Here is a 19,728-nt window from a genome sequence, read left to right on the forward strand (position 1 = left end):
GGGAGGGCCGTTGTTCGTTATTAGCCCTTGGCGGCGCCGGCGATGCCGATCGCGGTGACGATCTCCTCGCCCACGGCCACGCCGTCCACATCGGTGGCTACCCGGACGGTTCCTGCGGCGTCGAGGTGGAACAGGCTGCGGCCGTCCTCCTTGCCACCCTCGATCATCTCGACCCGGCCCTGCGGGGAGAATCCAAACAGGTCGGGACGGGTCATCGTGAGCACGGTCACCGGGTCGTGCGGCACGTTCCAGGTCTCGTTCCAGTAGTCCCACCACTGCTGCACGTCGGCGCGCAGCGCGGCACCGAGCTCACCCGAGCGGCCGATCTCCTCCAGCTGGTCGGCACGGATCTCGATCTTTCGGGTCACCTCCAGCCCGGTCACGGTGGTGGGGATCCCGGCACCAAACACGATGTTGGTGGCGGTGATGTCGCTGCGGAAGTTGTGCTCGGGTTCGGTGCTGGTGAACGCACCACCCATGATCCACAGGTGACGCACCGAGGAGGCGAAGTCCGGGTGGGCCTGGATCGCCGCGGCAATGTTGGTCAGCGGTCCAATCGCGATCACGTCGATCTCGCCCGGACGCGCGGTCACGGTGTCCACCAGGAAGCGGATCGCCTCGCCCTCGTGCACGCTCTCGCGCTCGAGGTTCGGGTGCAGGCTGCCCTCGTGTCCGGGCCACCACACCTCGCGGCCGGACATGGTTTCGCGCAGCCCCGAGTACACGGGGATGTCACGGCCGGCCATACCGGCCAGACGCCTTGCGAGGCGTCCACGCAGCAGGGTGTCGCCGTAGACGGTGGTCACACCCAGCAGGGTCACGTTGGAGGTGCCCAGCAGCTGGGAGAGGGCCAGGGCGTCATCAACATCGGAGCCGATATCGGTGTCGAGGATGACGTGGTGAAGCGAGGTCATGAAGGGGTTCCTTCTGGGTTGAAGCGGGTGTCGGGCACGCGGGCTACTTGAGCCCGGACGTGCTCACCGACTGAATGAAATAGCGCTGGCAGATCATGATGATCAGCAGCGGGATGAGGGTCAGGATGACCGAGGCTGCAAACATCACGCCGTAGTCCACGTTGAACTGGCCCTGCAGGTTGGACAGCGCGACCGGACCCACGATGTGGTTCTGATCGGTGCCCATCAGCAGCGGCCACATGTACGCCTGCCACTGGAAGAGGAACAGGGTCAGCCCGGCGCCGATCAGGGCCGGCCGGGAGAGCGGCAGGTAGATCCGGCGGAACACGCCCCACCAGCCCAGGCCGTCCAGGCGCGCGGCCTCGACCAGCTCGGTGGGGATCGCCAGGAAGAACGTGCGGATCAGGAAGATCGCCATGCCGTTGCCGATCCCCGGGAGGATCAAGCCGATGAACGTGTTTTGCAGGTTCCAGTCGCGGAACATGTCCGCGAGCGGAATCGCGATTGCGTCAAACGGGATGAGGAAGGAGAGGATCACGATGCCAAAGATCGCCCCGCGTCCGCGGAACGGAATGGCCGAGAGACCGAAGGCCGCCATCGCGCAGATCAGCAGACCCGCCACGACCGTGACCACGCTGATAAACAGCGAGTTGCCGATTGCCCGGCCCAGGTCCCCGCTCAGCAGCGTGACGTAGTTGTCGAGGTTCGGGCTCAGCGTGAAGAAGGTCTGCCAGCTCAGCGGGTTGAGGAAGGCGAAGGTGTCACTGCCCGGACGCAGCGAGTTCACCAGCGTCCACCACAGCGGCAGCAGGAAGGCCAGCCCGATCAGAGCCCCCACCAGCGAGAGCAGCAGGTAGCCGGTGCGCAGTCGGCGCGGACGCCGGGTCACGGTCACACTCATGCGGCGTCCTCACTCTTGAGCAGGCGGAACTGGACCGCGACAATCGCCAGGGTCAGCAGTACCAGAATGATGACCTCGGCCTGGGCCGTGTTGAGGTCCCCGAGCGTATAGGCGCGGTTGAAAATATCGTGCATGAGCAGGTTTGTTGATCCCTCCGGGCCCCCCTTGGTCAAAATCTGAACCGGCGCGAACACCAGGAAGTTGGACACCGTATCGGCCACCAGCACAAAGGCCAGCGGGCGGCGCACCAGCGGGAAGGTGATCGTCCACAGCTGACGCCAGGCACTCGCCCCATCCAGGGAGGCGGCCTCATACAGCTCGGTGGGGACATCGTTGATGCCGGCAATCAGGAACAGCATCCAGTAGCCCACCCCGACCCAGCTGAGCAGCACCATGATCGCGGTGAGCGACTGGGTGGGCGAGGTGAGGAAGGGCTGCGCGGGCAGGCCCAGCATCCCCAAAAACGCGTTGCCCAGGCCGTCGGGACGGTAGATCACGCTCCAGATGACCGCGGATACCGCGGGCGGAACGGCGATCGGCAGGATCACCAGCGAGCGCCAGAATCCCGATCCCGCCGCCCGCCGGGTGTAGAGCACCGCGAGCAGGAATGCGATCGCGACCTGCACCGGGTTGATGATCACCGTAAAGAGCAGGGTCACCAGCAGCGAGCCGATGAAGTCGGCGCTCGAGAACAGCTCGACATAGTTGTCGAGGCCCACGAAGTGCTCACCCCCGGAGAGAATGCCACCACCCTGCAGGCTCTGCCAGAACGCGACCACCGCGGGGGCGAGGCGCAGCAGCACCAGGCCGATCAGCGCGGGCGAGAGGAACGCCAGCGCGACCAGCGTGGGCCGCCAGACCAGGCGGGAGCGCCGGCGCGGGCGCCGCGTCCCGGGGAGGGGGGACGCGGCGCGCGGGCGCTGAATGCGTGCGCCGGGTGCGGTCATCGCAACTTTTTCCAGGCGGCTTCGATCTGGGACTGGGCGTCCTTGAGGCGTGCCTCCACCGGGGAGCCGTTACGAATGTCGGCGAAGGCCTTGTTCATCATCGACTCGAACTGCACATAGCCCACCGAAACCGGACGTGGGACGGCGGTGGTCTTGATCTCCTCGGTGATCAGATCGGCGACCCCGGCGCTGTGGGTACCGCCGAGGGCCTCGAGGGTCGGCAGGTACTTGGCCTGAGCTTCGGTGTTGGCGGGGATGATCGTGGTCTTCTCGGTGGTGGCGAGGTTACCGGCGGGGTTCAGTGCGGCGAACTCGAGGAACTTCTTGGCGGCATCCTTGTGGTCCGAGGCCGGGTTGATGCCCCAGGACCAGGAGCCGTTGGGGGTCACGGCCTTTCCGCCGGCAAACGCGGGCATCGGGACGACGCTCCAGTTGAACTTGGCGTTCTCGGCAAACTTGCCCACGTCCCACGGCCCACCGATAAAGAAGGGCACGTCTCCGTCGGCGAAGACCGGGCTGGTCTGGAATCCACCCACCCCGCGCGGGGAAACGTTGTTGGAGTAGAGGTCGGCGTACCACTGCATGGCCTTGGTCCAGCCGGGGTTGGTCACATCGGCGGTCAGCATGTCCTTACCGGTGATGCCCGAGCCACCACCGAGGGATTCGGCGAGGGGCTGCAGCTGGTAGTACCCCTCGACCTGCTCGAACAGCAGGCCCCACTTGCTGCCGGCGGCCTGCGCGGCCTTGCCGGCGTCCACCGTCTGCTCCCAGGTCCAGCGCTCGGCCGGGTTGGCGGTGGGGGCGGCGATGCCCGCCTTGGCCAGGGCGTCGTTGTTCACAAACATCATCTGGGTCGAGTTCCAGACCGAGAGCGCCCAGAGCTTATCCTGATACACGTTGACCGAGTACTGCTCGGGGGTTGTGGCCTTCTTCGCCTGATCCTTCAGGTCGCTGAGGTCCTCAAGGAATCCCTGCGCGGCGAGCTGGGAGACGTTGGGCTGATCAACCGTGTAGACGTCGATGTCCTTGTCCTTGGCGGCCAGACGCTGCTGCAGCGTGCTGGAGAGCTGGTCGAAGGGCACCTGGGTGTACTTCACGGTGGTGCCCTTGTTCTCGGCCTCGAAGGCGGAGATGACCGGGGCGAAGGTGGCCGGGTCCTCGGCACCGAGGAGCTTCACCACGGAACCATCCGCGGAACCGGGGTCACTCGAGCTGGCCGAGCAGCCGGAGAGTGCGAGCGCCGCGGTGGCCGACAGGGCTACCAGCGCGAGGGAGACACGCCTCATGGGAGGAGTCCTTTCACAAGAGTGAGGGTGGTGTGGACGTCAGGGGGGATCATCCACACCACCGGATCTAACCGCATAGACTAAGCGGTTAGATGACCCTACCGCGCAGGCGACGCGCATGCAAGCGGATCCCGACTCTCGGCATCGGCCACGCTAGGATCGTGATATCTAACCGAGTAGAAACAGGGGTGCCCCGTGGCCACAGGCAGGGACGTAGCGCAGCTCGCGGGAACCTCCACCGCGGTCGTCTCCTACGTGTTTAACAACGGCCCGCGCAACGTCTCGCCGGAGACCCGCGAACGGGTGCTCGCCGCGGCGGCGGAGCTGAACTACCAGCCCAATGCGCTGGCCCGCGCACTCAGCGCCGGCAAGACCTCCTCGATCGGCCTGATCGTACCCAACATCGCCAACCCCTATTTTGGCGAGCTGGCGCGGGCCCTGGAGGATGCTGCCCTCGCCCACAACCACCTGTTGATCATCGCCGACTCCGCCGGAAACCCCGAGCAGGAGACCCGGCACTGCGCGTCCTTCCTTGGCCGCCGGGTCGACGGGGTGATCCTGGTCTCGCTCTTCGACAACCCCGATCTCAGCGCATTCCGCCGCGAGAATGTCCCGGTTCTGGTGCTGCACCCGATCGATCACGTACACGGGGTCAGCTCGCTCACCATCGACTACGAGGCCGCCGCCCGGGACGCCACCGCCCACCTGCTAGACCACGGCTATGACAGCATCGGCATGCTCAACGGGCTGGGCGAAACCGCCGGGGCCCGGCAGCACCGCGCGGGCTTTGAGGCCGCGCTGGCCCGGCATGCCGAGCGCAATCCGGGCGTCACCGTGCGCGCCGAGGAGCGTCCGGCCGAGATCTCCCGCGCCGCCGCGGCCCGGATCGCGACCGCCTGGTTGGCCTCGCCAGACCGTCCGCGCGCGATCTACTCAACCACCGATGAGCAAGCCTTCGGGGTGCTCTACGCGGCACACGTCAACGGGCTGCGGGTGCCCGAGGACCTGGCGATCGTCGGCTTCGATGGCACCGAGCAGACCGAGTTTGCGGTGCCCCCGCTCACCACGATCGCCCAGCCGATCCGGCAGATTTCCAACCGGGCCATCGAGCTCCTGGTCCGCTACGTCCCCGATGCCCCGGTCCACGAGCTGTTTGCCTATACGCTCACCCGGCGCTCCTCCTGCGGCTGCGAGCCGGGCTAGCCCGAGGCTCCGGCCGGGCGGATGACCTGGGCACGATTCCCCAGGAAAACGCCGCGGGCCCGCCGATTCCTCGACGGGCCCGCGGGAAATCCCGAAACTAGCGCTTCATTTTCAGCTCGCCCTTGGCGACCTTATGCAGGGCCGCCTGGGCGACGGGCTTAACCGTGAGGTGATCGATGTTGACGTGGCCGGGCAGTTCGACCGCGTGCACGATGGCCTCGGCGATATCCTCGGCGCTCAGTGGGTTGGGCACCTCGGCATAGACGGCGTCGGCGCGGGCCTGGTCGCCGCCGAAGCGCACCAGGGAGAACTCCTCGGTGTGGACCATGCCCGGGGCGATCTCGATCACCCGGATCGGCTCGCCGGAGAGCTCCAGGCGCAGCACGTTCAGCAGTGCACGCTCGGCAAATTTGGCCGCGTTGTAGCCGCCCCCACCCTCATAGGCGGTGTGTCCGGCAGTCGAGGTCACCCCCACAATCGATGCGGTTTCGCCGGCGGCGGTGCTGCGGCGCATGTTCGGCAGCAGGGCCGAGATGACCCGCTTGGTGCCCAGCACGTTGATCTCGAACATCTTCTGCCAGTCTTCGACCGAGGACTCCTCGACGCTGGCCAGACCAAACGCGCCGCCGGCGTTGTTGATCAGGATCTGCACGCCGCCGTTTGAGCGCACGTATTCGGCGAGCGCCGCCACATCGTCCTCGGAGGTGAGGTCGGCCGCAAATACGTCGGCCCCGGTGCGCTTGGCCAGCTCGGTGAGCTTATCGGCACGGCGGGCTACCCCGAGTACCTCGTATCCCTTTTCACGGAACAGGGCGACGGTTGCCGCCCCGATTCCCGAGCTTGCTCCGGTTACCACTACGCGCTGTGAAGTCATGAGAATAGAGTACGCCCGCCGGGGCCAAAACACCGATCCTGCAAGGATGCCCGAATCCGCCGAACATACCCCCGGGAAATCCCCACACACGATAGTGTTTCGGTGGGCGAATCACCCCGCTCCCGCGTCCCCGACACAATCTCCGGATGCGGGTACCGTGTCCCCCAGTCACCGCGCATGACGTCGTGTGTCGGTCGGGGGTTCCCTCGGGCGGCGGGTTCGGTTTACCCTCAACCCACTTCTACTTTTTCGATCAGCCCGATCGCCACAGTTTCCGACCCGTGAGGACAACCATGACCGATGCAGCAAACGCCGCCAACTGGCGGTTTGAGACCAAGCAGATCCACGCCGGTGCCGCCCCCGATCCGGTAACCGGTGCCCGCGCCACCCCCATCTACCAGACCACCAGCTACGTGTTCCGCGATGCCCAGCACGCACAGAACCTGTTCAGCCTGGCCGAGCCGGGCAACATCTACACCCGAATCCAGAACCCCACCCAGGACGTGGTTGAGCAGCGTCTCGCCGCCCTCGAGGGTGGATCGGGTGCGCTGCTGGTCGCCTCGGGTCAGGCCGCCACCACCAACGCGGTCCTCAACATTGCCCAGGCCGGCGACCACATCGTGTCCTCCTCCTCCATCTACGGCGGAACCTTCAACCTCTTCAAGTACACCCTGGCGAAGCTCGGCATCGAGACCACCTTCGTGATCAACCAGGACGACCCCGAGGAGTGGCGCCGCGCCATCCGCCCGAACACCAAGCTGCTGTTTGCCGAGACCATCGGTAACCCGCAGATCAACGTGCTCGACATCCGCGGCGTCTCGGACATCGCCCACGCCGCCGGCGTCCCGCTGGTCGTAGACAACACCATCGCGACCCCGTACCTGATCCGTCCCTTCGAGCACGGCGCGGACATCGTGGTGCACTCGGCCACCAAGTTCCTCGGCGGTCACGGGACCGTCGTGGGTGGCGCGATCATCGACGGCGGCCGCTTCGAGTGGTCAAAGAACGCCGAGCGCTTCCCCGGCCTGACCACCCCGGATGAGTCCTACCACGGCATCACCTACTCGGAGGCCGTGGGCGACGCGGTCGCCTACATCATCAAGGCCCGCGTGCAGCTGCTGCGCGACATCGGTGCGGCGATCTCGCCGAACAGCGCCTGGCAGCTGCTACAGGGCATCGAGACCCTCTCGCTGCGCATCGAGCGCCACGTATCCAACGCCCAGCAGATCGCCGAGTGGCTGGAGAACAACCCGGATGTGGCCTCGGTCAACTACTCGGGTCTGCCCTCGAGCCCCTGGTACTCCTCGGCCAATCGCTACGCACCCAAGGGCGTCGGCGCGGTGCTCTCCTTCGAGCTCAAGGGCGGCGTGGACGCGGGTCGTGCACTCGTGGACAACCTCTCGCTGTTCTCGCACCTCGCCAACATCGGTGACGTGCGCTCGCTGGTGATCCACCCGGCCTCGACCACCCACGCCCAGCTGAGCCCCGAGGCTCAGCTCGCCGCCGGGGTGACCCCGGGTCTCGTGCGTCTCTCGCTCGGCCTGGAAAACATCGAGGACATCAAGGCCGACCTCGAGGTGGGTCTGGCCGCGGCTCGCGCGCTGGTGCTCTCGCGCGCCTAGTCCGCACACACGAAACCGGCCGGATGCTGATGCATCCGGCCGGTTTTGTCTTGCGGGAAACTGGGCGCGGCTCGGTCCCGGGACCGGCTGGGTTTCGAAGACTCGTGCGGGCTAGGCGTGGCTCGGTGCTGGGGTCAGCGGCGCCGGTGCGGGCTCGGCCGAGTCCAGCACGAAGGAGATGTCGGCACGGGCGGGCCACTCGGGCTCACCCAGCATCGGCTCCTCGTGCATGCCGTTGGGGTCATCGATCAGCTCGGTGACCAGGCGGCGCATGCGGCCGTCCTCGATCTCCAGGCTCGCCTCCACCGGGATCCCGAAGGAGCGGAAGCGCGCCTTGACCGGGAACACGAAGGTGTGCGGGACCGCGCGCGGGGCGCTCTCGTCCACGCTCAGGATGACGGTGTCCCCGCCATCCACGCCGAGCAGCGGGATGGTTTCGCGGGCCACGGTGAGCTGGGAACGCAGGGACTTGGAGGAGTGGTCGGCGGTGAACTCCAGCATGCCGGCGATCACATCGTAGGCACCGGCCTCAAGTTCCACCGTGTGTTCGGGGTGCTCGTCGTGCGCGGTGATGGTCATGGTGTCGCGCATGTCCACGGCGCTGGCCGCGAGCGAGAGGGCACCGGTGGCACCCGCCAGCAGGAGGCGCGGATTGCGCACCCGACGGGTCACCAGCGTGCGCATGAGCGCGGCGTCCATTCTTTCGCCGACCTCGGCGAAGGCCATGGTGGCGCCGGCGGCACCGACGGAGACGCCGAGCCGGGCCAGCGGGTTACGGGCGAGGCCGTCTTCACGGCCGAGGCTCACCCAGGTGAGCACACCGGTGGTGACGCCGAGTCCGGCGCGAAGGGCAAGTCGGCCTGCTGGGGAGCGCTTGGCCGGGTCGATCAGGGTCAGGGCACCAAGAATTCCGGCCGCCGCGAGCGCGTGCTGGGGCGAGGTGGGATCCATCAGTCGACGAAGGAATCGGGGCTGCTGCATGCGCTTAGTCTAGCCCCGGTTGCACAATCGGTCGTGCGCGCGGAGGGAACGCCCAGTTCTGACCGCTGGTCGGTGCGTCATATCCCCCGGGCACGTCCGGTTATTTTCTCAGTTCCGCCGGGATGCGTCGTCACAATGTCGCATTGAGTGGGGGAAGCGGCCACAATGGGGGCATGGACTGGCAGACACCCGAAGAATCCGTGCCCTCGAGTATGATCACCGAGGATCTGGCACGGGCGCTCATGGGGAAGCCCCCGGCAACGGGGGCGTGGCGTGACGGGGATAAGCCCGGCAACCGTCAGTTCGCGGGCCTCGGAGCCTTCGAGCCCGAGCGCGGCGGACGGCTGCCGTTTGTGCGCATCGCCTACGAAACCTTTGGGGAGCTCTCCCCCGAGCGCGATAACGCGATCCTGATTATCCACGCCTTCACCGGCGACAGCCACGTGCGCGGCGAGGCCGGCCCCGGCCACTACACCGCCGGCTGGTGGTCGGAGCTGGTGGGTCCGGGCCTCGCCATCGACACCGACCGCTATCACGTGGTGGTGCCCAATATCCTCGGCGGCTGCCAGGGGTCCACCGGTCCCGCCTCCTTCGCCCCCGACGGACGCGAGTGGGGCGAGCGCTTCCCCTATCTGACCGTGCGCGATCAGGTGCGCGCGCAGGCGCTGCTCGCCGACCACCTGGGCATCGATCGCTGGAACGCGGTGATCGGTGGTTCGATGGGCGGGATGCACGCGATCGAGTGGGGTGTCACCCATCCCGAACGCGTGGCCCGACTCGCAGTGCTCGCGGCGCCCGCGGCGATCAGCGCCGACCAGATCGGCTCAAACCTCACCCAGCTGCAGGCGATCACGATGGATCCGGGCTGGGCGCAGGGCCGCTACTACGATGCCGATGATGGCGAGGGTCCGCACGCGGGCCTCGCGCTGGCCCGGCGCATCGCGATGCTCAGCTATCGCGCCCCGGACGAGCTCAACGCGCGCTTCGACCGCATCTGGCAGTCCTCGATCAGCCCGCTGGGCGATGGCGGCCGCTTCGCACTGGAGTCCTACCTGGATTTCCACGGCAATAAATTCACCCGCCGATTCGACGCCAACTCCTACCTGACCCTGCTCCAGGCGATGAACTCCCACGACGTGGGCCGGGACCGCGGCGGCGTGGAGGCGGCGCTGGCGCGAGTCACCGCGCCCACGCTGGTTCTGGGCATCGACTCGGACCGGCTGTTCCCGGTGGAAACCCAGCACCGGATTGCCGCCGGGGTACCGCGGGCGCTGGATGGGGATACCGCCACGGTGATCAACTCGATCTACGGCCACGACGGCTTCCTGATCGAGTTTCCCGCGGTGGGCGCGGCCATCACACGTCTGTTATCCACGGAGCCCTAAACTGCCAGGTATGGACCCCGAGGACGCGACCACCCCCGAGCTGCCCGGTCGGCATCTGGGACGGGCACCGCGCCGCTCCCCCGCCCTGGGGCTGAGCGAGGCGGACCACTCACGCTTCCTCTGGCAGCGAGCCCGCCTGCTCTCGGGCACCACCCTGTCCTTCGCGATCGCCGCCGAGCTCACCGTGCTGCTCGCGGTGTTTGCCCCCGGCGCGATGACCACCACCGGGCTCGGGATCACCCTGTCGCTGATCCTGATGCACCTCGCCGCGCACGTCATGCTCGCCGGGCGTCCCAGCATGTTCCGGGTGCTCACCGCCTATGGGCTGGGGCAGGCGGTGATGCTCGTGCTGTGGAATGATCCGGCGGGAAAATCCGCGGTGGCAACCATCACCGCGGTGATCGCCATTGCCGGATGGGGGCTGGGGTCGGTGGCCACGATCCTGGTATCCACCCGCGGGGAAACCCTGATCCTCGCCGGACTGTTCGCCGGAACGCTGGTCCACCTGATGATCGCCCTGCACGCGATGCAAACCAGCGTGTTTGCGCCGCTCGTGCTGGTCCTGGGATCCTGGGCGGTATCGCTAGCCTTCGGCATCTGGCTCAATCAGACCTTCCCACGCATCATGCGCCGCATCTCGGGCATCGGCGGGGCCTACCTGGCCGAGCGTCAGGGCAGCGAGCGGGAGGCCCAGCGTCACCGCGATGCCCGGCTGTTGCACGACACGGTCCTGGCCACGCTCACCCTGCTCGCGCACTCGGGACGCGGCGTGGATGAAAACGCCCTGCGTGCCCAGGCGGCCTCGGACGGCAAGCTGCTGGAGAGGCTGCGCACCGGCGAGGAGGTGCACCCGCAGGCCTCGGGCGACTATCTGCTGACCACCACCGAAACCTCCGTCCCCGACTATGAACTCAAGCTGATGCGCGAACGCTTCGAGCGCGCCGGGCTCACCGTGGCCATCCACGGCAGCGCGAGCATCTCCGCCTACACCCACAGCGGCCAGGCGATCCTGCTGGCGCTGGCCGAGGCACTGGAAAACGTGCGCCGTCATGCGGGGGTGTCCGCCGCCGATGTGACCCTGAGCGAGACCGATACCGTGGTGCGGGCGGTGGTCACCGACAGCGGCGTCGGATTTGACCCCAACGCCGAGCGGGATCCGAACCGGCTGGGCATGTCCGAATCGATCATCGGTCGAGTGGGCGAGGTGGGTGGGACGGCCCGCGTGTTCAGCGCACCGGGAGCTGGCACCACCATCATGCTGGAGGTCCCGCGATGAAACTGTGCCACCAGCGCAGCCGCCACAACACGCACGGCAACACCACCACGCCGGGGGTTTCGCGATGAATCAGCGTGAGAATCACCCCCGCGCGCCGCGCTCAACCGCGCGCCTCAGCACCGTGCACCTGGGGACCGGCCTGGCCCTTGCCGGGACGATCGTGGTCGCGGTTTCCTACCTCCGTCTGATCGAATACTGGTCGCGGTATATGGTGTCCCTGCCCACCCGCTTCGCCTGGATCCTGCTGGGCTGCGTGGTGGTGGGCACCGTGCTACACCTGCGCAAAACCTCGGCCCGGTTGGGGCCGGTGGCCTTCCGCGTCATCGTCACGCTGCTGCTAACCGCGGCCACCCTGGACTTCGCCGGGGTGTGGGACATCGCCGAAAACCCCGTCTACCCCACCGCAGCGGTGGCCGTGGGTGGGGTGCTGGTGGCGATGACCACGCTGCGTCCCACCGGCGAGATGATTCTGCCCGGGGCGCTACTCACCGCGGGATTCGCGTTTTTGCTGATCGTCCAAACCGCCTATGAACCCCACCGCAGCCCACCCGAGGGCGTGATGATGGTGTTTGCGCTGGTCCCACTGGCCATCGCCATCACCATCGTGGGGACGTATCGCCGGATGGTGACCCAGGCCCTGGACCGGGTGCTCCTGCAGGCCACGATCGAGCTGCCCACCTACGGCCCCGGCTCGGGTACCTCGGCCGGGCTGACCGCGCTGGACCGCGAGGTCGAGGAGATGTTTGCGCGGATCGCCGATGGCACGCTGACCCTCCCGCTTGATCCCGAACATGCCAAGCGCGCGGGAGAATTGGCCACCGAGCTGCGGGCCCACCTCATCGCCGGACACCAGCAAACCTGGCTCGCCCATGCGATCTCCGAGTCGGCAGTTCTGGCCGGTCGCCTAAACGTTATCGATCCGCAACGTTTGGCCGCCAAGCTCAATCGAGAACAGCGCGACGGGCTGCTGTCGGCGCTCTGGTTGCTGGCCGTGACCGATGGTGACACCGATCCACGGGCCACGATCGAGTTCCGCGACGGGGCACCCGACGAGCCGCAGATCACGTTTGTAATCATTATTGTTGTGGATGGATTGACACGTTTGGAAATTGAACCGGCGACGTGGCCCGGTTTGGACCGTGTCGGACGCTATGGTGTTAGCAATACCGTTACGGGAGTCCAGATATCCGTGCGGGTGGCACACCCTGTCTTGGGGACGACGAGAGGAAGCTATGAGCCGTGAAGACGCTCACATTCGGTTGGCGATCATTGACGATCACCGGATGCTCTTATCGGCCCTGACCGAGTGGATTCGCGCCGCCGCCGAAGACATCGTCCCGGTGGCCGCCGTGGCCACCTGGCCCGACCTGCTGGGTCACCCCGAATTCCCGGTTGACGTGGTCCTGCTGGACCTGGACCTCAAGGACAACATCCCGATCTCGCTGAAGATCGCGACCCTCAACACCACCGGTGTCCGCACCGTGCTGATGAGCACCTACTCGGAGCCCGCCGTGGTGCGCGAGGCCCTCGCCGCCGGTGCCATGGGTTACCTGGCCAAGAGCGAGGACGCGACGATGATCGTCGAGGCGATCCGCGCGGCCAACCGCGGCGAAAACTTCGTGTCCGCCGAGCTCGAGGGTGCCCTGAACAACACCGCCCAGGGTGGTGCCCCCAAGCTCAGCGCACAGGAGCGCCGCGTGATGGCGCTGTACGCCTCCGGCGAGCCGGTTAAGTCCGTCGCCTTCGAGCTGAGCATCTCCGAGGAGACCGCCAAGAGCTACCTCAAGCGCATCCGCGAGAAGTACCGCGGTGCCGGCCACGATGTGGGCACGAAGGTGGCGCTGCGCAAGCGCGCAATCATCGACGGCATCATCGTCGACTAGGACACAAAAATGGCCCCGTCCGTGGACGGGGCCATTTTGCTGCCTCACGAGTGTGAGACGTGCGCATGCGAGGCATCAGAGCGCCGCCTAACGGGCGTGAGGCTTACTCCGGCAGAAGCCGACTCACTCGGCTGCCTAACGAGCGTTAGAGGCGCTCGTGCGGGGCCAGATGCCGCTGGGCTCGGTAGGAGGCCATCACGATCAGAATGCCGGCGATGGTGAGCGCGAGGCCCACCCAGATCGGGGCGCGGTAGCCCAGCTGGGCGCCGATGACCAGGCCGCCGAGGAAGGCACCCACGGCGTTACCTACGTTCATGGCCGAGTGGTTCAGGGCCGCGGCGATGGACTGGGCGTCGCCGGCCACATCCATCAGGCGGGTCTGCACGGCCGGGCCGATCCCGCTGGAGGCAAAGCCCACCAGGAAGATGAAGATAAACAGGCTCGGTGCCCATCCGGCGGCGAAGTAGAGCCCGATCAGGACCACCACCATCATCAGGAAGTAGCCGTAGAGGGTGCGGCGCACGCTGCGGTCCACAAAGTGTCCGGCGGCGAGGGTACCGATGGTCATGCCCAGACCCATCGTGGCCAACAGCCAGGGGATGTGGGCGGGATCGATGCCGGCCACGTCTGTGCCGAGTGGTGCCAGATAGGAGTAGACGGCGAAGAATCCGCCGAATCCGATGGCCCCGATCCCGATCGCGAACCACACCTGCGGACGCTTGAACACGGTCAGCTCACGGCGCAGGGTCTGCTCGGCGTTGCCCTTGACCCGCGGGATCACCAGGGCCACGGCCACCGCGGTGAGGGCAAAGATGCCGGCCACCAGGAGGAAGGCCGCACGCCAGCCCATGCTCTGACCGATCGAGGTGGCCAGGGGCACCCCGATCACGTTGGAGACGGTGAGGCCGGTCATCACCAGGGTAATGCCGCGGCCGCGCTTCTCGGGGCCCATCAGGCGCGCGGCCACCAGGGCGGCGATCCCGAAGTAGGCACCGTGCGGGAGGCCGGCGAGGAAACGGGCGGCGAGGATCCAGCCGAAGCTCGGCAGGACCGCGGTCGCCAGGGTTCCCACGGTGAACGCCACGGCGAGCCAGAACAGCACGGTTTTCCGGGAGAACCGGGCGACACCGGCGGCGATGGTGGGCGCGCCGATCACCACGCCCAGGGCGTAGAGGGTGATCATCCAGCCCGCATGGGAGTTGGCCAGCTCGGGATTGGTCGCGTACACGTCGGGCAGCAGATCGCGGGCGATATCGGGCAGCAGGCCCATCGCGACGAACTCGGTGGTACCGATGCCGAAGGCCCCGATGGCCAGGGCGAAGAGGGAGAGACGGACCCGGGCCGGAGTGATACTCGCCGGGTCGACATAGGTGCGGGACATTACACCCATTTTACGGCATTACTCAAATCGATTCGACCGTATTACCAAAGGTTCATTGAGCCGGCTTGATGCGGCGTTCACGCTGATGTGACCCTTCCGACGGGTCCCAACGGTCACCACCGTGCCGAGCCGCCCCGCGAGCCGAAATACCGGACCGCGTCCGAGTGACGGGCGTCGTCACGGCGCAGCCCACGGGACCACCAAATCGCCCTAGAGAATATCCAGTTCCGTATGGACCAGTGTGCGATAGACCTCGGGGTTGTTTTTGTGTTTCGCCGCGGCGGCCCCGGAGTAGTGGGTCACCCGGCGCAGAGAATCCTTGGTGACGCCTTCCAACTCCGCCAGCTCAGACAGGTTCTTCAGGATGGTGTCGTAGGTTTTCGACCCCAGACAGATGATGACTTCCACACCGCCGAGCAGCTTTGCCTGTTCAACCAATAACCGAACGCCCGCTTTGGCCACATCGTCCGCGGCACGCACCTTGCCCGAATCAGATTCCCTGATCTCGGGATAGAGGTCGGCCATATAGGCGCCCCAGTACGGCGTACCTTCGAATGCGCGTGCCAGGAAATGATCGTTATGTTTGCGCGCAGTATGAAAGTTTCCCCACTTATTCTGGGACGCGGCATCCTGCGGGGAAATCTCCGATTCCCGAGCCGGATTCAACGCCACAATCATTACCCTCGGGTTGAGCTGGTGGGACGAAACCGTTACGGGAAAGTCCAGTTTATCGATAACACCACCCTCCGGTTTTGTCTCCCAGATCGCCCACGAGGCTACCGCAGAATACGGGTCCATTGTCTTGAGTAAGTCCATAGCTACACCCTGGCAGAGCGGCTCAGAAGGGGAAGCACGACACCACGTTAATCGCGGGTCTGCCCGCCGATCTGGGGCCCCAAAACAGGGGCAACAATGGTTTCGTCTCCCTCCACGTGGGCCAGGGTATGGGGCGTCAGCGCCGAGGGTAAACCTCGGCTGAATGAGGGGTCCGCTTGAGGATAGAGCCCCGTCTACTGCCCTGCGTGCGTCACTATCCGGGAAGAATGGCACACGCCATAGGATTGTGGCAATCATCGACTTTTCAGAGCCCCACAACGCAGGAGCGCCACCTCATGGATCAGCCGGAGTCCCCGCCGCCAATCGTCTGGCTTGACCGCACTCGCCGCCGCGCCGCGCTCCAACTGCTGGTGCACGTGTTTGACCGGGATCCGGCCTGGCGACGCATCATTCGCTGGGCCCCTGCCCGTGCACTCGTGCTGCGGGTGTACTACCGCCGTGCGATGCGGGTGGCCCTCGCCGAGGGTCGGGTCGATCTGATCGCCGGCCCCACCGGCACCCCGCTCGCCCTCGCACTCTGGTTCCATCCGCGACCGGCCATCAGTGCCGCGGATGTCTGGCATCTGGAGGCAGTCGTGGTGGACGAGGTTGCCCGCGGGCGCGGCCTCGGCGGGCACCTCATCCGGCATGCCCTCACCGATATCGATGCCCGGGGTGCCACCGCCACCCTGGACGCCAGCACCCCCGCCAGCCAGCGACTCTACGAGCGACTGGGCTTCACCCCGACCGGCCCGGTGCCGCCCTGGCCCTGGCCGCGGGATCTCAGGATGCGGCGTGAGGCGCGCGCGAACTGAGCCGTCCTTCGGCCTAGCGGTTCCGATAAGACCGCCCCGTCCGCCCGCGAAAACGTTAGACCGCGCACCGAGCCCGCGACTATTCCGCGAGCGCCTCTTCCAGGCGATCCAGCTTGGCGGTCAGCTCGCCGCTGTAGCCCGGGCGAATGTCCGCCTTGAGCACCAGCGAAACCCGGGACCCGAAGGCGCCCACGGCCTCGGTCGCGGCCTTGATCACCGCGAAGACCTCGTCCCACTCGCCCTCGATGGTGGTGAACATCGAGTCGGTGTGGTTGGGCAGGCCCGAGTCGCGCACGATCTTGACCGCGGCGGCTACCGCGTCGTGAACCGAGGCGTCGGCGTTATCGCTGCCACTGGGTGAAACCGAAAATGCAACCAGCATGTTAGCTCTCCTTGATGATGGGGGTGGCCGCCGCCTGGGCGGCCGCGGCACGGGTCTCGGCGCTGGGCAGCACGTGCGGCGCCCCCAGGCGCCACAGCTCGCGCACACACCAGACCAGTAGAACCAGCGTACCGATGTTGCGCAGGGTGATCGTGATGACCGCCCACAGCTCGGTCCGCAGCAGCGATCCGTACAGGTACGGATAGAACAGCTGGGTCAGCAGGCCCAGCACCAGCGCGAGCACCGCCGGGAAACGGAACCGCTCGGCCGAAACCACCAGCCCAAACACAATCGGGGCAATAAACCACACCATGAACTGCGGCGATCCCACCTTGTTCACGGCGATCATCGCGGTGACCAGGGCCAGCACCAGCACCGGAAGGATCCGCAGCGCGCTGGTGCGGCTGCGCTGGGCACGCCAGGCCAGCACCGCGATCAGCGCGACCACCAGCACCAACAGCGGCGTCATCACGGCCGTCAGCACGTCCACCCCGTCACCACGCACCTGGTAGGTGAGGATGTTGCGATCATAGTAAACCTTGGCATTGCCACCCAGCGAGGCGATCCACAGATACGGCACGGCCACCGGGGCCTCAACCTGAATGCCGCGCCCGGTCTGCTGGGTAATAAAGGACAGCACGTTGGGGAACCCGCCGATAAACAGCGCGGCAACCAGCACGACCAGGGTTGTGTAGATGCCGCCCACCAGAATCTTGACCCGCTGACGCAGCACCAGAATCGCCGCGCCGATGGCCGCGGCCGGCCAGATCTTCATCCAGGTCGCGATGCTCAGGATGATCGAGGCGACCATCGGATGGCGCGAGATGATCAGCAGCGCCACGATCGCCATCGGCACGGTCACCGCGTCGATCCGGCCCATCACGATCGGCCCCAGCACCACGATAAAGGCCATCCACCAGACGGCCGCGCGCTTACGCCCGATTGAGCGTCCATTGCCCAGCAGCACCGCGTAGGCAATCGCGTTGAGCACCGAACACATCACCAGCCAGCCCACCGCATACAGCTCGTGGCCGAAGGCCAGCGGCGGGATCATCGGCAGCAGCGCCAGGATCGGATAGACCCAGGGCTGGTTGATCCCAACGATCGATCCGCCGTTCATGGCCTGTTCGGACCACGGGAGGTACACGATCGTGACGTCTCCCAGCGGGTACCCCGAGGAGGTCAGTGCGAGCCAGAATGCCCAGAGGTGGACAAGGACAAAGATGACCCAGTACGGGGTAAGTCGGGAATTCACATCCTCATCCTAGGTGGCGCGCGTAACGATTCCATGAGTTTGGCAGGCAAACGGATACGCTGGGCCCCAAAGAAGGGACACCCATGAGCCTCAACCTGAACCCCCGCACCGTCGTCTTTGACTACGGGGATGTCATCTCGCTCCCCCAGAACGCCGAGGATTTCGCCCGCACCGTCGAGCTGACCGGCGTGGATGCCGAAACCCTGCTGCCGCCGTACTGGAAGCACCGCGCACCGCTGGATCAGGGCACCATCAGCGTTCTGGAGTACTGGCGACTCATCGCCGACGAGCTGGGCACCCACTGGGACGACGCCCGGATTCAGGAGATCTGGATCAGCGACTTCCGCAGCTGGCTCTCGGTGGACCCTGCGGTGTTTGCGATCATCCGCGAACTCTCCGAGGGCGGCACCCGCCTCGCCCTGCTCTCCAACGCCGGGGCCGATTTTGGTGGCTACTTCCGTCACGGTCCGCTCGCTGGCTACTTCGATGAGTTTGTTGTGAGCGGCGAAATCGACATGATCAAGCCCAATCACGACATCTACGTTCACACACTGAACCTGCTGGGAATCGACGCCGACCGGATGGTGTTTATCGATAACAAGGAGGAGAACATCTCCGCCGCACGCGAGCTCGGCATCACCGGCCACGTGTACACCTCCCCCGGCAGCCTGCGCGCGTTCCTGACCGAACTCGCCTAGCGCCGGCCAGTCAAAAGGTTTCCATGTCATCACCCTTTAGCCCGCTGACCCTGGGCTCTGTCACCGCCCGCAACCGCATCTGGATCGCCCCGATGTGTCAGTATGCGGTGGAACGTCAGGACGGTGTCCCCACCGCCTGGCATGCCGTCCATCTGGGGCAGTTCGCGATCGGCGGCGCCGGCATCGTGCTGACCGAGGCCACCGCGGTTTCCCCCGAGGGCCGGATCTCCCCGCAGGACACCGGGATCTGGAACGACCAGCAGGCCGCAGCCTGGGCACCGATCACCGCGTTTATTGCCTCGCAGGGTGCCCTGCCGGGTATCCAGCTGGCCCATGCCGGACGCAAGGCCTCGATCTACCGCCCCTGGGGCACCGATCGGACCGGCAGCGTGCCCGAATCCGAGGGCGGCTGGGCCACCGTCGCGCCTTCGGCGATCGCGTTTGAGGGATACGCCGCCCCGCGCGAAATGACCACCGCCGATATCGCCGGGGTCGTGCGAGACTTCGGTGCCGCCGCGCGGCGGGCGGTGGATGCCGGGTTCAAGGTGATCGAGATTCACGCGGCCCACGGCTACCTGCTGCACTCGTTCCTCTCCCCGTTGTCCAACACCCGCACCGACTCGTTTGGGGGCAGCCCGGAGAACCGGGCCAAGCTGCTGGAGCTGGTGATTCGTGAGGTGCGCACCCGGGTTGGCGACCTGCCGATCTTTGTGCGCCTGTCGGCCACCGACTGGGCCGAGGGTGGCCTCACCGAGGAGCTCATCACCGATATCGGTCGCCGCGCCGAGGCGGCCGGAGCCGATCTGCTGGATGTCTCCACCGGCGGGCTCGTGGCCCACCAGCACGTCCCGGCAGCCCCCGGCTATCAGGTTCCCTTCGCCGCGAGCCTGCGCGCCGCTACCGGCATCCCGGTCGCCGCGGTGGGCCTGTTCACCACACCCGAGCAGGTGGCCGAAACGCTGGCAGCCGCGCAGGCGGATGCCATCCTGATCGGACGCGAGGCCCTGCGCGATCCACACTTCCCGCTGCGGGCGGCGCACGTCCTGGGTGCCGAGATCGACTACGTCCCGGGCCCGTATGGACGAGCCCCCTACCGAACCCACTAGGGA

At 66.6% G+C, this 19,728-nt stretch carries 19 protein-coding genes; 9 read left to right on the top strand and 10 right to left on the bottom strand.

What is annotated here, in order from left to right:
- Positions 1-20: 20 nt before the first annotated feature.
- From IE92_RS0112740 to IE92_RS0112755, 4 genes are read right to left on the bottom strand one after another with little or no spacing between them, the layout of a single operon-like run.
- Complete coding sequence (locus IE92_RS0112740; RefSeq protein ID WP_051701929.1) at positions 21-914, bottom strand: nucleoside hydrolase; 894 nt, start codon at positions 912-914, stop codon at positions 21-23.
- Positions 915-957: 43 nt separating this feature from the next.
- Complete coding sequence (locus IE92_RS0112745; RefSeq protein WP_051701930.1) at positions 958-1,815, bottom strand: carbohydrate ABC transporter permease; 858 nt, start codon at positions 1,813-1,815, stop codon at positions 958-960.
- On the bottom strand, positions 1,812-2,762 hold the full coding sequence (locus IE92_RS0112750; RefSeq protein ID WP_051701931.1) for a carbohydrate ABC transporter permease: 951 nt from the start codon (positions 2,760-2,762) through the stop codon (positions 1,812-1,814). The genes IE92_RS0112745 and IE92_RS0112750 overlap by 4 nt, the downstream gene beginning before the upstream one ends.
- Complete coding sequence (locus IE92_RS0112755; RefSeq protein WP_030148888.1) at positions 2,759-4,048, bottom strand: sugar ABC transporter substrate-binding protein; 1,290 nt, start codon at positions 4,046-4,048, stop codon at positions 2,759-2,761. Before IE92_RS0112755 ends, IE92_RS0112750 begins: the two co-directional genes overlap by 4 nt.
- A gap of 195 nt (positions 4,049-4,243) precedes the next feature.
- Between IE92_RS0112755 and IE92_RS0112760 the strand changes: the two genes are divergently transcribed.
- The gene (locus tag IE92_RS0112760; RefSeq protein ID WP_030148889.1) at positions 4,244-5,251 is read left to right on the top strand and encodes a LacI family DNA-binding transcriptional regulator; all 1,008 of its coding nucleotides are present in this window, start codon (positions 4,244-4,246) and stop codon (positions 5,249-5,251) included.
- Between the two features lie 97 nt (positions 5,252-5,348).
- Here the strand turns inward: IE92_RS0112760 and IE92_RS0112765 are convergent, their stop codons facing one another.
- Positions 5,349-6,125: an SDR family oxidoreductase gene (locus IE92_RS0112765; protein ID WP_030148890.1), complete on the bottom strand. Its 777-nt coding sequence runs from the start codon at positions 6,123-6,125 to the stop codon at positions 5,349-5,351.
- Positions 6,126-6,418: 293 nt separating this feature from the next.
- On the opposite strand from IE92_RS0112765, the gene IE92_RS0112770 reads away from it, so the two are divergent.
- The gene (locus IE92_RS0112770) at positions 6,419-7,747 is read left to right on the top strand and encodes a bifunctional o-acetylhomoserine/o-acetylserine sulfhydrylase (protein ID WP_030148891.1); all 1,329 of its coding nucleotides are present in this window, start codon (positions 6,419-6,421) and stop codon (positions 7,745-7,747) included.
- Between the two features lie 111 nt (positions 7,748-7,858).
- On the opposite strand, the gene IE92_RS0112775 is transcribed toward IE92_RS0112770, so the two are convergent.
- Positions 7,859-8,728 (bottom strand): hypothetical protein, encoded by an 870-nt coding sequence (locus IE92_RS0112775; RefSeq protein ID WP_030149852.1) that lies wholly within the window; start codon positions 8,726-8,728, stop codon positions 7,859-7,861.
- 173 nt (positions 8,729-8,901) lie between these two features.
- Here IE92_RS0112775 and metX point away from each other — a divergent pair, with 173 nt between their 5' ends.
- From metX to IE92_RS0112795, 4 genes are all read left to right on the top strand, one after another.
- Complete coding sequence (gene metX, locus IE92_RS0112780; RefSeq protein ID WP_030148893.1) at positions 8,902-10,113, top strand: homoserine O-acetyltransferase MetX; 1,212 nt, start codon at positions 8,902-8,904, stop codon at positions 10,111-10,113.
- Between the two features lie 10 nt (positions 10,114-10,123).
- The gene (locus IE92_RS0112785) at positions 10,124-11,389 is read left to right on the top strand and encodes a sensor histidine kinase (protein WP_051701932.1); all 1,266 of its coding nucleotides are present in this window, start codon (positions 10,124-10,126) and stop codon (positions 11,387-11,389) included.
- A gap of 64 nt (positions 11,390-11,453) precedes the next feature.
- A complete protein-coding gene (locus IE92_RS0112790; RefSeq protein ID WP_030148895.1) occupies positions 11,454-12,632 on the top strand; it encodes a hypothetical protein in 1,179 nt (392 codons plus the stop codon).
- Positions 12,622-13,272: a response regulator transcription factor gene (locus IE92_RS0112795; protein WP_030148896.1), complete on the top strand. Its 651-nt coding sequence runs from the start codon at positions 12,622-12,624 to the stop codon at positions 13,270-13,272. The genes IE92_RS0112790 and IE92_RS0112795 overlap by 11 nt, the downstream gene beginning before the upstream one ends.
- Positions 13,273-13,417: 145 nt before the next feature.
- On the opposite strand, the gene IE92_RS0112800 is transcribed toward IE92_RS0112795, so the two are convergent.
- Both IE92_RS0112800 and IE92_RS17425 read right to left on the bottom strand, forming a co-directional pair.
- Positions 13,418-14,653 carry an MFS transporter gene (locus tag IE92_RS0112800; protein WP_030148897.1) on the bottom strand — a complete coding sequence of 412 codons (1,236 nt, stop codon included), beginning with the start codon at positions 14,651-14,653 and terminating at the stop codon, positions 13,418-13,420.
- 210 nt (positions 14,654-14,863) lie between these two features.
- On the bottom strand, positions 14,864-15,469 hold the full coding sequence (locus IE92_RS17425; protein ID WP_030148898.1) for a hypothetical protein: 606 nt from the start codon (positions 15,467-15,469) through the stop codon (positions 14,864-14,866).
- Positions 15,470-15,765: 296 nt separating this feature from the next.
- On the opposite strand from IE92_RS17425, the gene IE92_RS17430 reads away from it, so the two are divergent.
- A complete protein-coding gene (locus IE92_RS17430) occupies positions 15,766-16,284 on the top strand; it encodes a GNAT family N-acetyltransferase (RefSeq protein WP_030148899.1) in 519 nt (172 codons plus the stop codon).
- A 79-nt stretch (positions 16,285-16,363) separates the two neighbouring features.
- Here the strand turns inward: IE92_RS17430 and IE92_RS0112815 are convergent, their stop codons facing one another.
- Both IE92_RS0112815 and IE92_RS0112820 read right to left on the bottom strand, forming a co-directional pair.
- The gene (locus IE92_RS0112815; protein WP_030148900.1) at positions 16,364-16,666 is read right to left on the bottom strand and encodes a thiamine-binding protein; all 303 of its coding nucleotides are present in this window, start codon (positions 16,664-16,666) and stop codon (positions 16,364-16,366) included.
- Position 16,667: 1 nt separating this feature from the next.
- On the bottom strand, positions 16,668-17,921 hold the full coding sequence (locus tag IE92_RS0112820; protein WP_051701933.1) for a glycosyltransferase family 87 protein: 1,254 nt from the start codon (positions 17,919-17,921) through the stop codon (positions 16,668-16,670).
- Positions 17,922-18,004: 83 nt separating this feature from the next.
- On the opposite strand from IE92_RS0112820, the gene IE92_RS0112825 reads away from it, so the two are divergent.
- Positions 18,005-18,619: an HAD family hydrolase gene (locus IE92_RS0112825; protein WP_030148902.1), complete on the top strand. Its 615-nt coding sequence runs from the start codon at positions 18,005-18,007 to the stop codon at positions 18,617-18,619.
- A gap of 23 nt (positions 18,620-18,642) precedes the next feature.
- A complete protein-coding gene (locus IE92_RS0112830) occupies positions 18,643-19,725 on the top strand; it encodes an NADH:flavin oxidoreductase/NADH oxidase (RefSeq protein WP_030148903.1) in 1,083 nt (360 codons plus the stop codon).
- Positions 19,726-19,728 lie beyond the last annotated feature (3 nt).

This window comes from Mycetocola saprophilus, from assembly GCF_000718085.1.
Lineage (GTDB): Bacteria > Actinomycetota > Actinomycetes > Actinomycetales > Microbacteriaceae > Mycetocola > Mycetocola saprophilus.

Coding starts and splice junctions, on each gene's coding strand:
- IE92_RS0112825 (WP_030148902.1), top strand. CDS start 18,005: ATGAGCCTCAACCTGAACCCCCGCACCGTCGTCTTTGACTACGGGGAT.
- IE92_RS0112800 (WP_030148897.1), bottom strand. CDS start 14,653: ATGTCCCGCACCTATGTCGACCCGGCGAGTATCACTCCGGCCCGGGTC.
- IE92_RS0112765 (WP_030148890.1), bottom strand. CDS start 6,125: ATGACTTCACAGCGCGTAGTGGTAACCGGAGCAAGCTCGGGAATCGGG.
- IE92_RS0112770 (WP_030148891.1), top strand. CDS start 6,419: ATGACCGATGCAGCAAACGCCGCCAACTGGCGGTTTGAGACCAAGCAG.
- IE92_RS17425 (WP_030148898.1), bottom strand. CDS start 15,469: ATGGACTTACTCAAGACAATGGACCCGTATTCTGCGGTAGCCTCGTGG.
- IE92_RS0112795 (WP_030148896.1), top strand. CDS start 12,622: ATGAGCCGTGAAGACGCTCACATTCGGTTGGCGATCATTGACGATCAC.
- IE92_RS0112830 (WP_030148903.1), top strand. CDS start 18,643: ATGTCATCACCCTTTAGCCCGCTGACCCTGGGCTCTGTCACCGCCCGC.
- metX (WP_030148893.1), top strand. CDS start 8,902: ATGGACTGGCAGACACCCGAAGAATCCGTGCCCTCGAGTATGATCACC.
- IE92_RS0112745 (WP_051701930.1), bottom strand. CDS start 1,815: ATGAGTGTGACCGTGACCCGGCGTCCGCGCCGACTGCGCACCGGCTAC.
- IE92_RS0112740 (WP_051701929.1), bottom strand. CDS start 914: ATGACCTCGCTTCACCACGTCATCCTCGACACCGATATCGGCTCCGAT.
- IE92_RS0112750 (WP_051701931.1), bottom strand. CDS start 2,762: ATGACCGCACCCGGCGCACGCATTCAGCGCCCGCGCGCCGCGTCCCCC.
- IE92_RS17430 (WP_030148899.1), top strand. CDS start 15,766: ATGGATCAGCCGGAGTCCCCGCCGCCAATCGTCTGGCTTGACCGCACT.
- IE92_RS0112790 (WP_030148895.1), top strand. CDS start 11,454: ATGAATCAGCGTGAGAATCACCCCCGCGCGCCGCGCTCAACCGCGCGC.
- IE92_RS0112785 (WP_051701932.1), top strand. CDS start 10,124: ATGGACCCCGAGGACGCGACCACCCCCGAGCTGCCCGGTCGGCATCTG.
- IE92_RS0112755 (WP_030148888.1), bottom strand. CDS start 4,048: ATGAGGCGTGTCTCCCTCGCGCTGGTAGCCCTGTCGGCCACCGCGGCG.
- IE92_RS0112775 (WP_030149852.1), bottom strand. CDS start 8,728: ATGCAGCAGCCCCGATTCCTTCGTCGACTGATGGATCCCACCTCGCCC.
- IE92_RS0112815 (WP_030148900.1), bottom strand. CDS start 16,666: ATGCTGGTTGCATTTTCGGTTTCACCCAGTGGCAGCGATAACGCCGAC.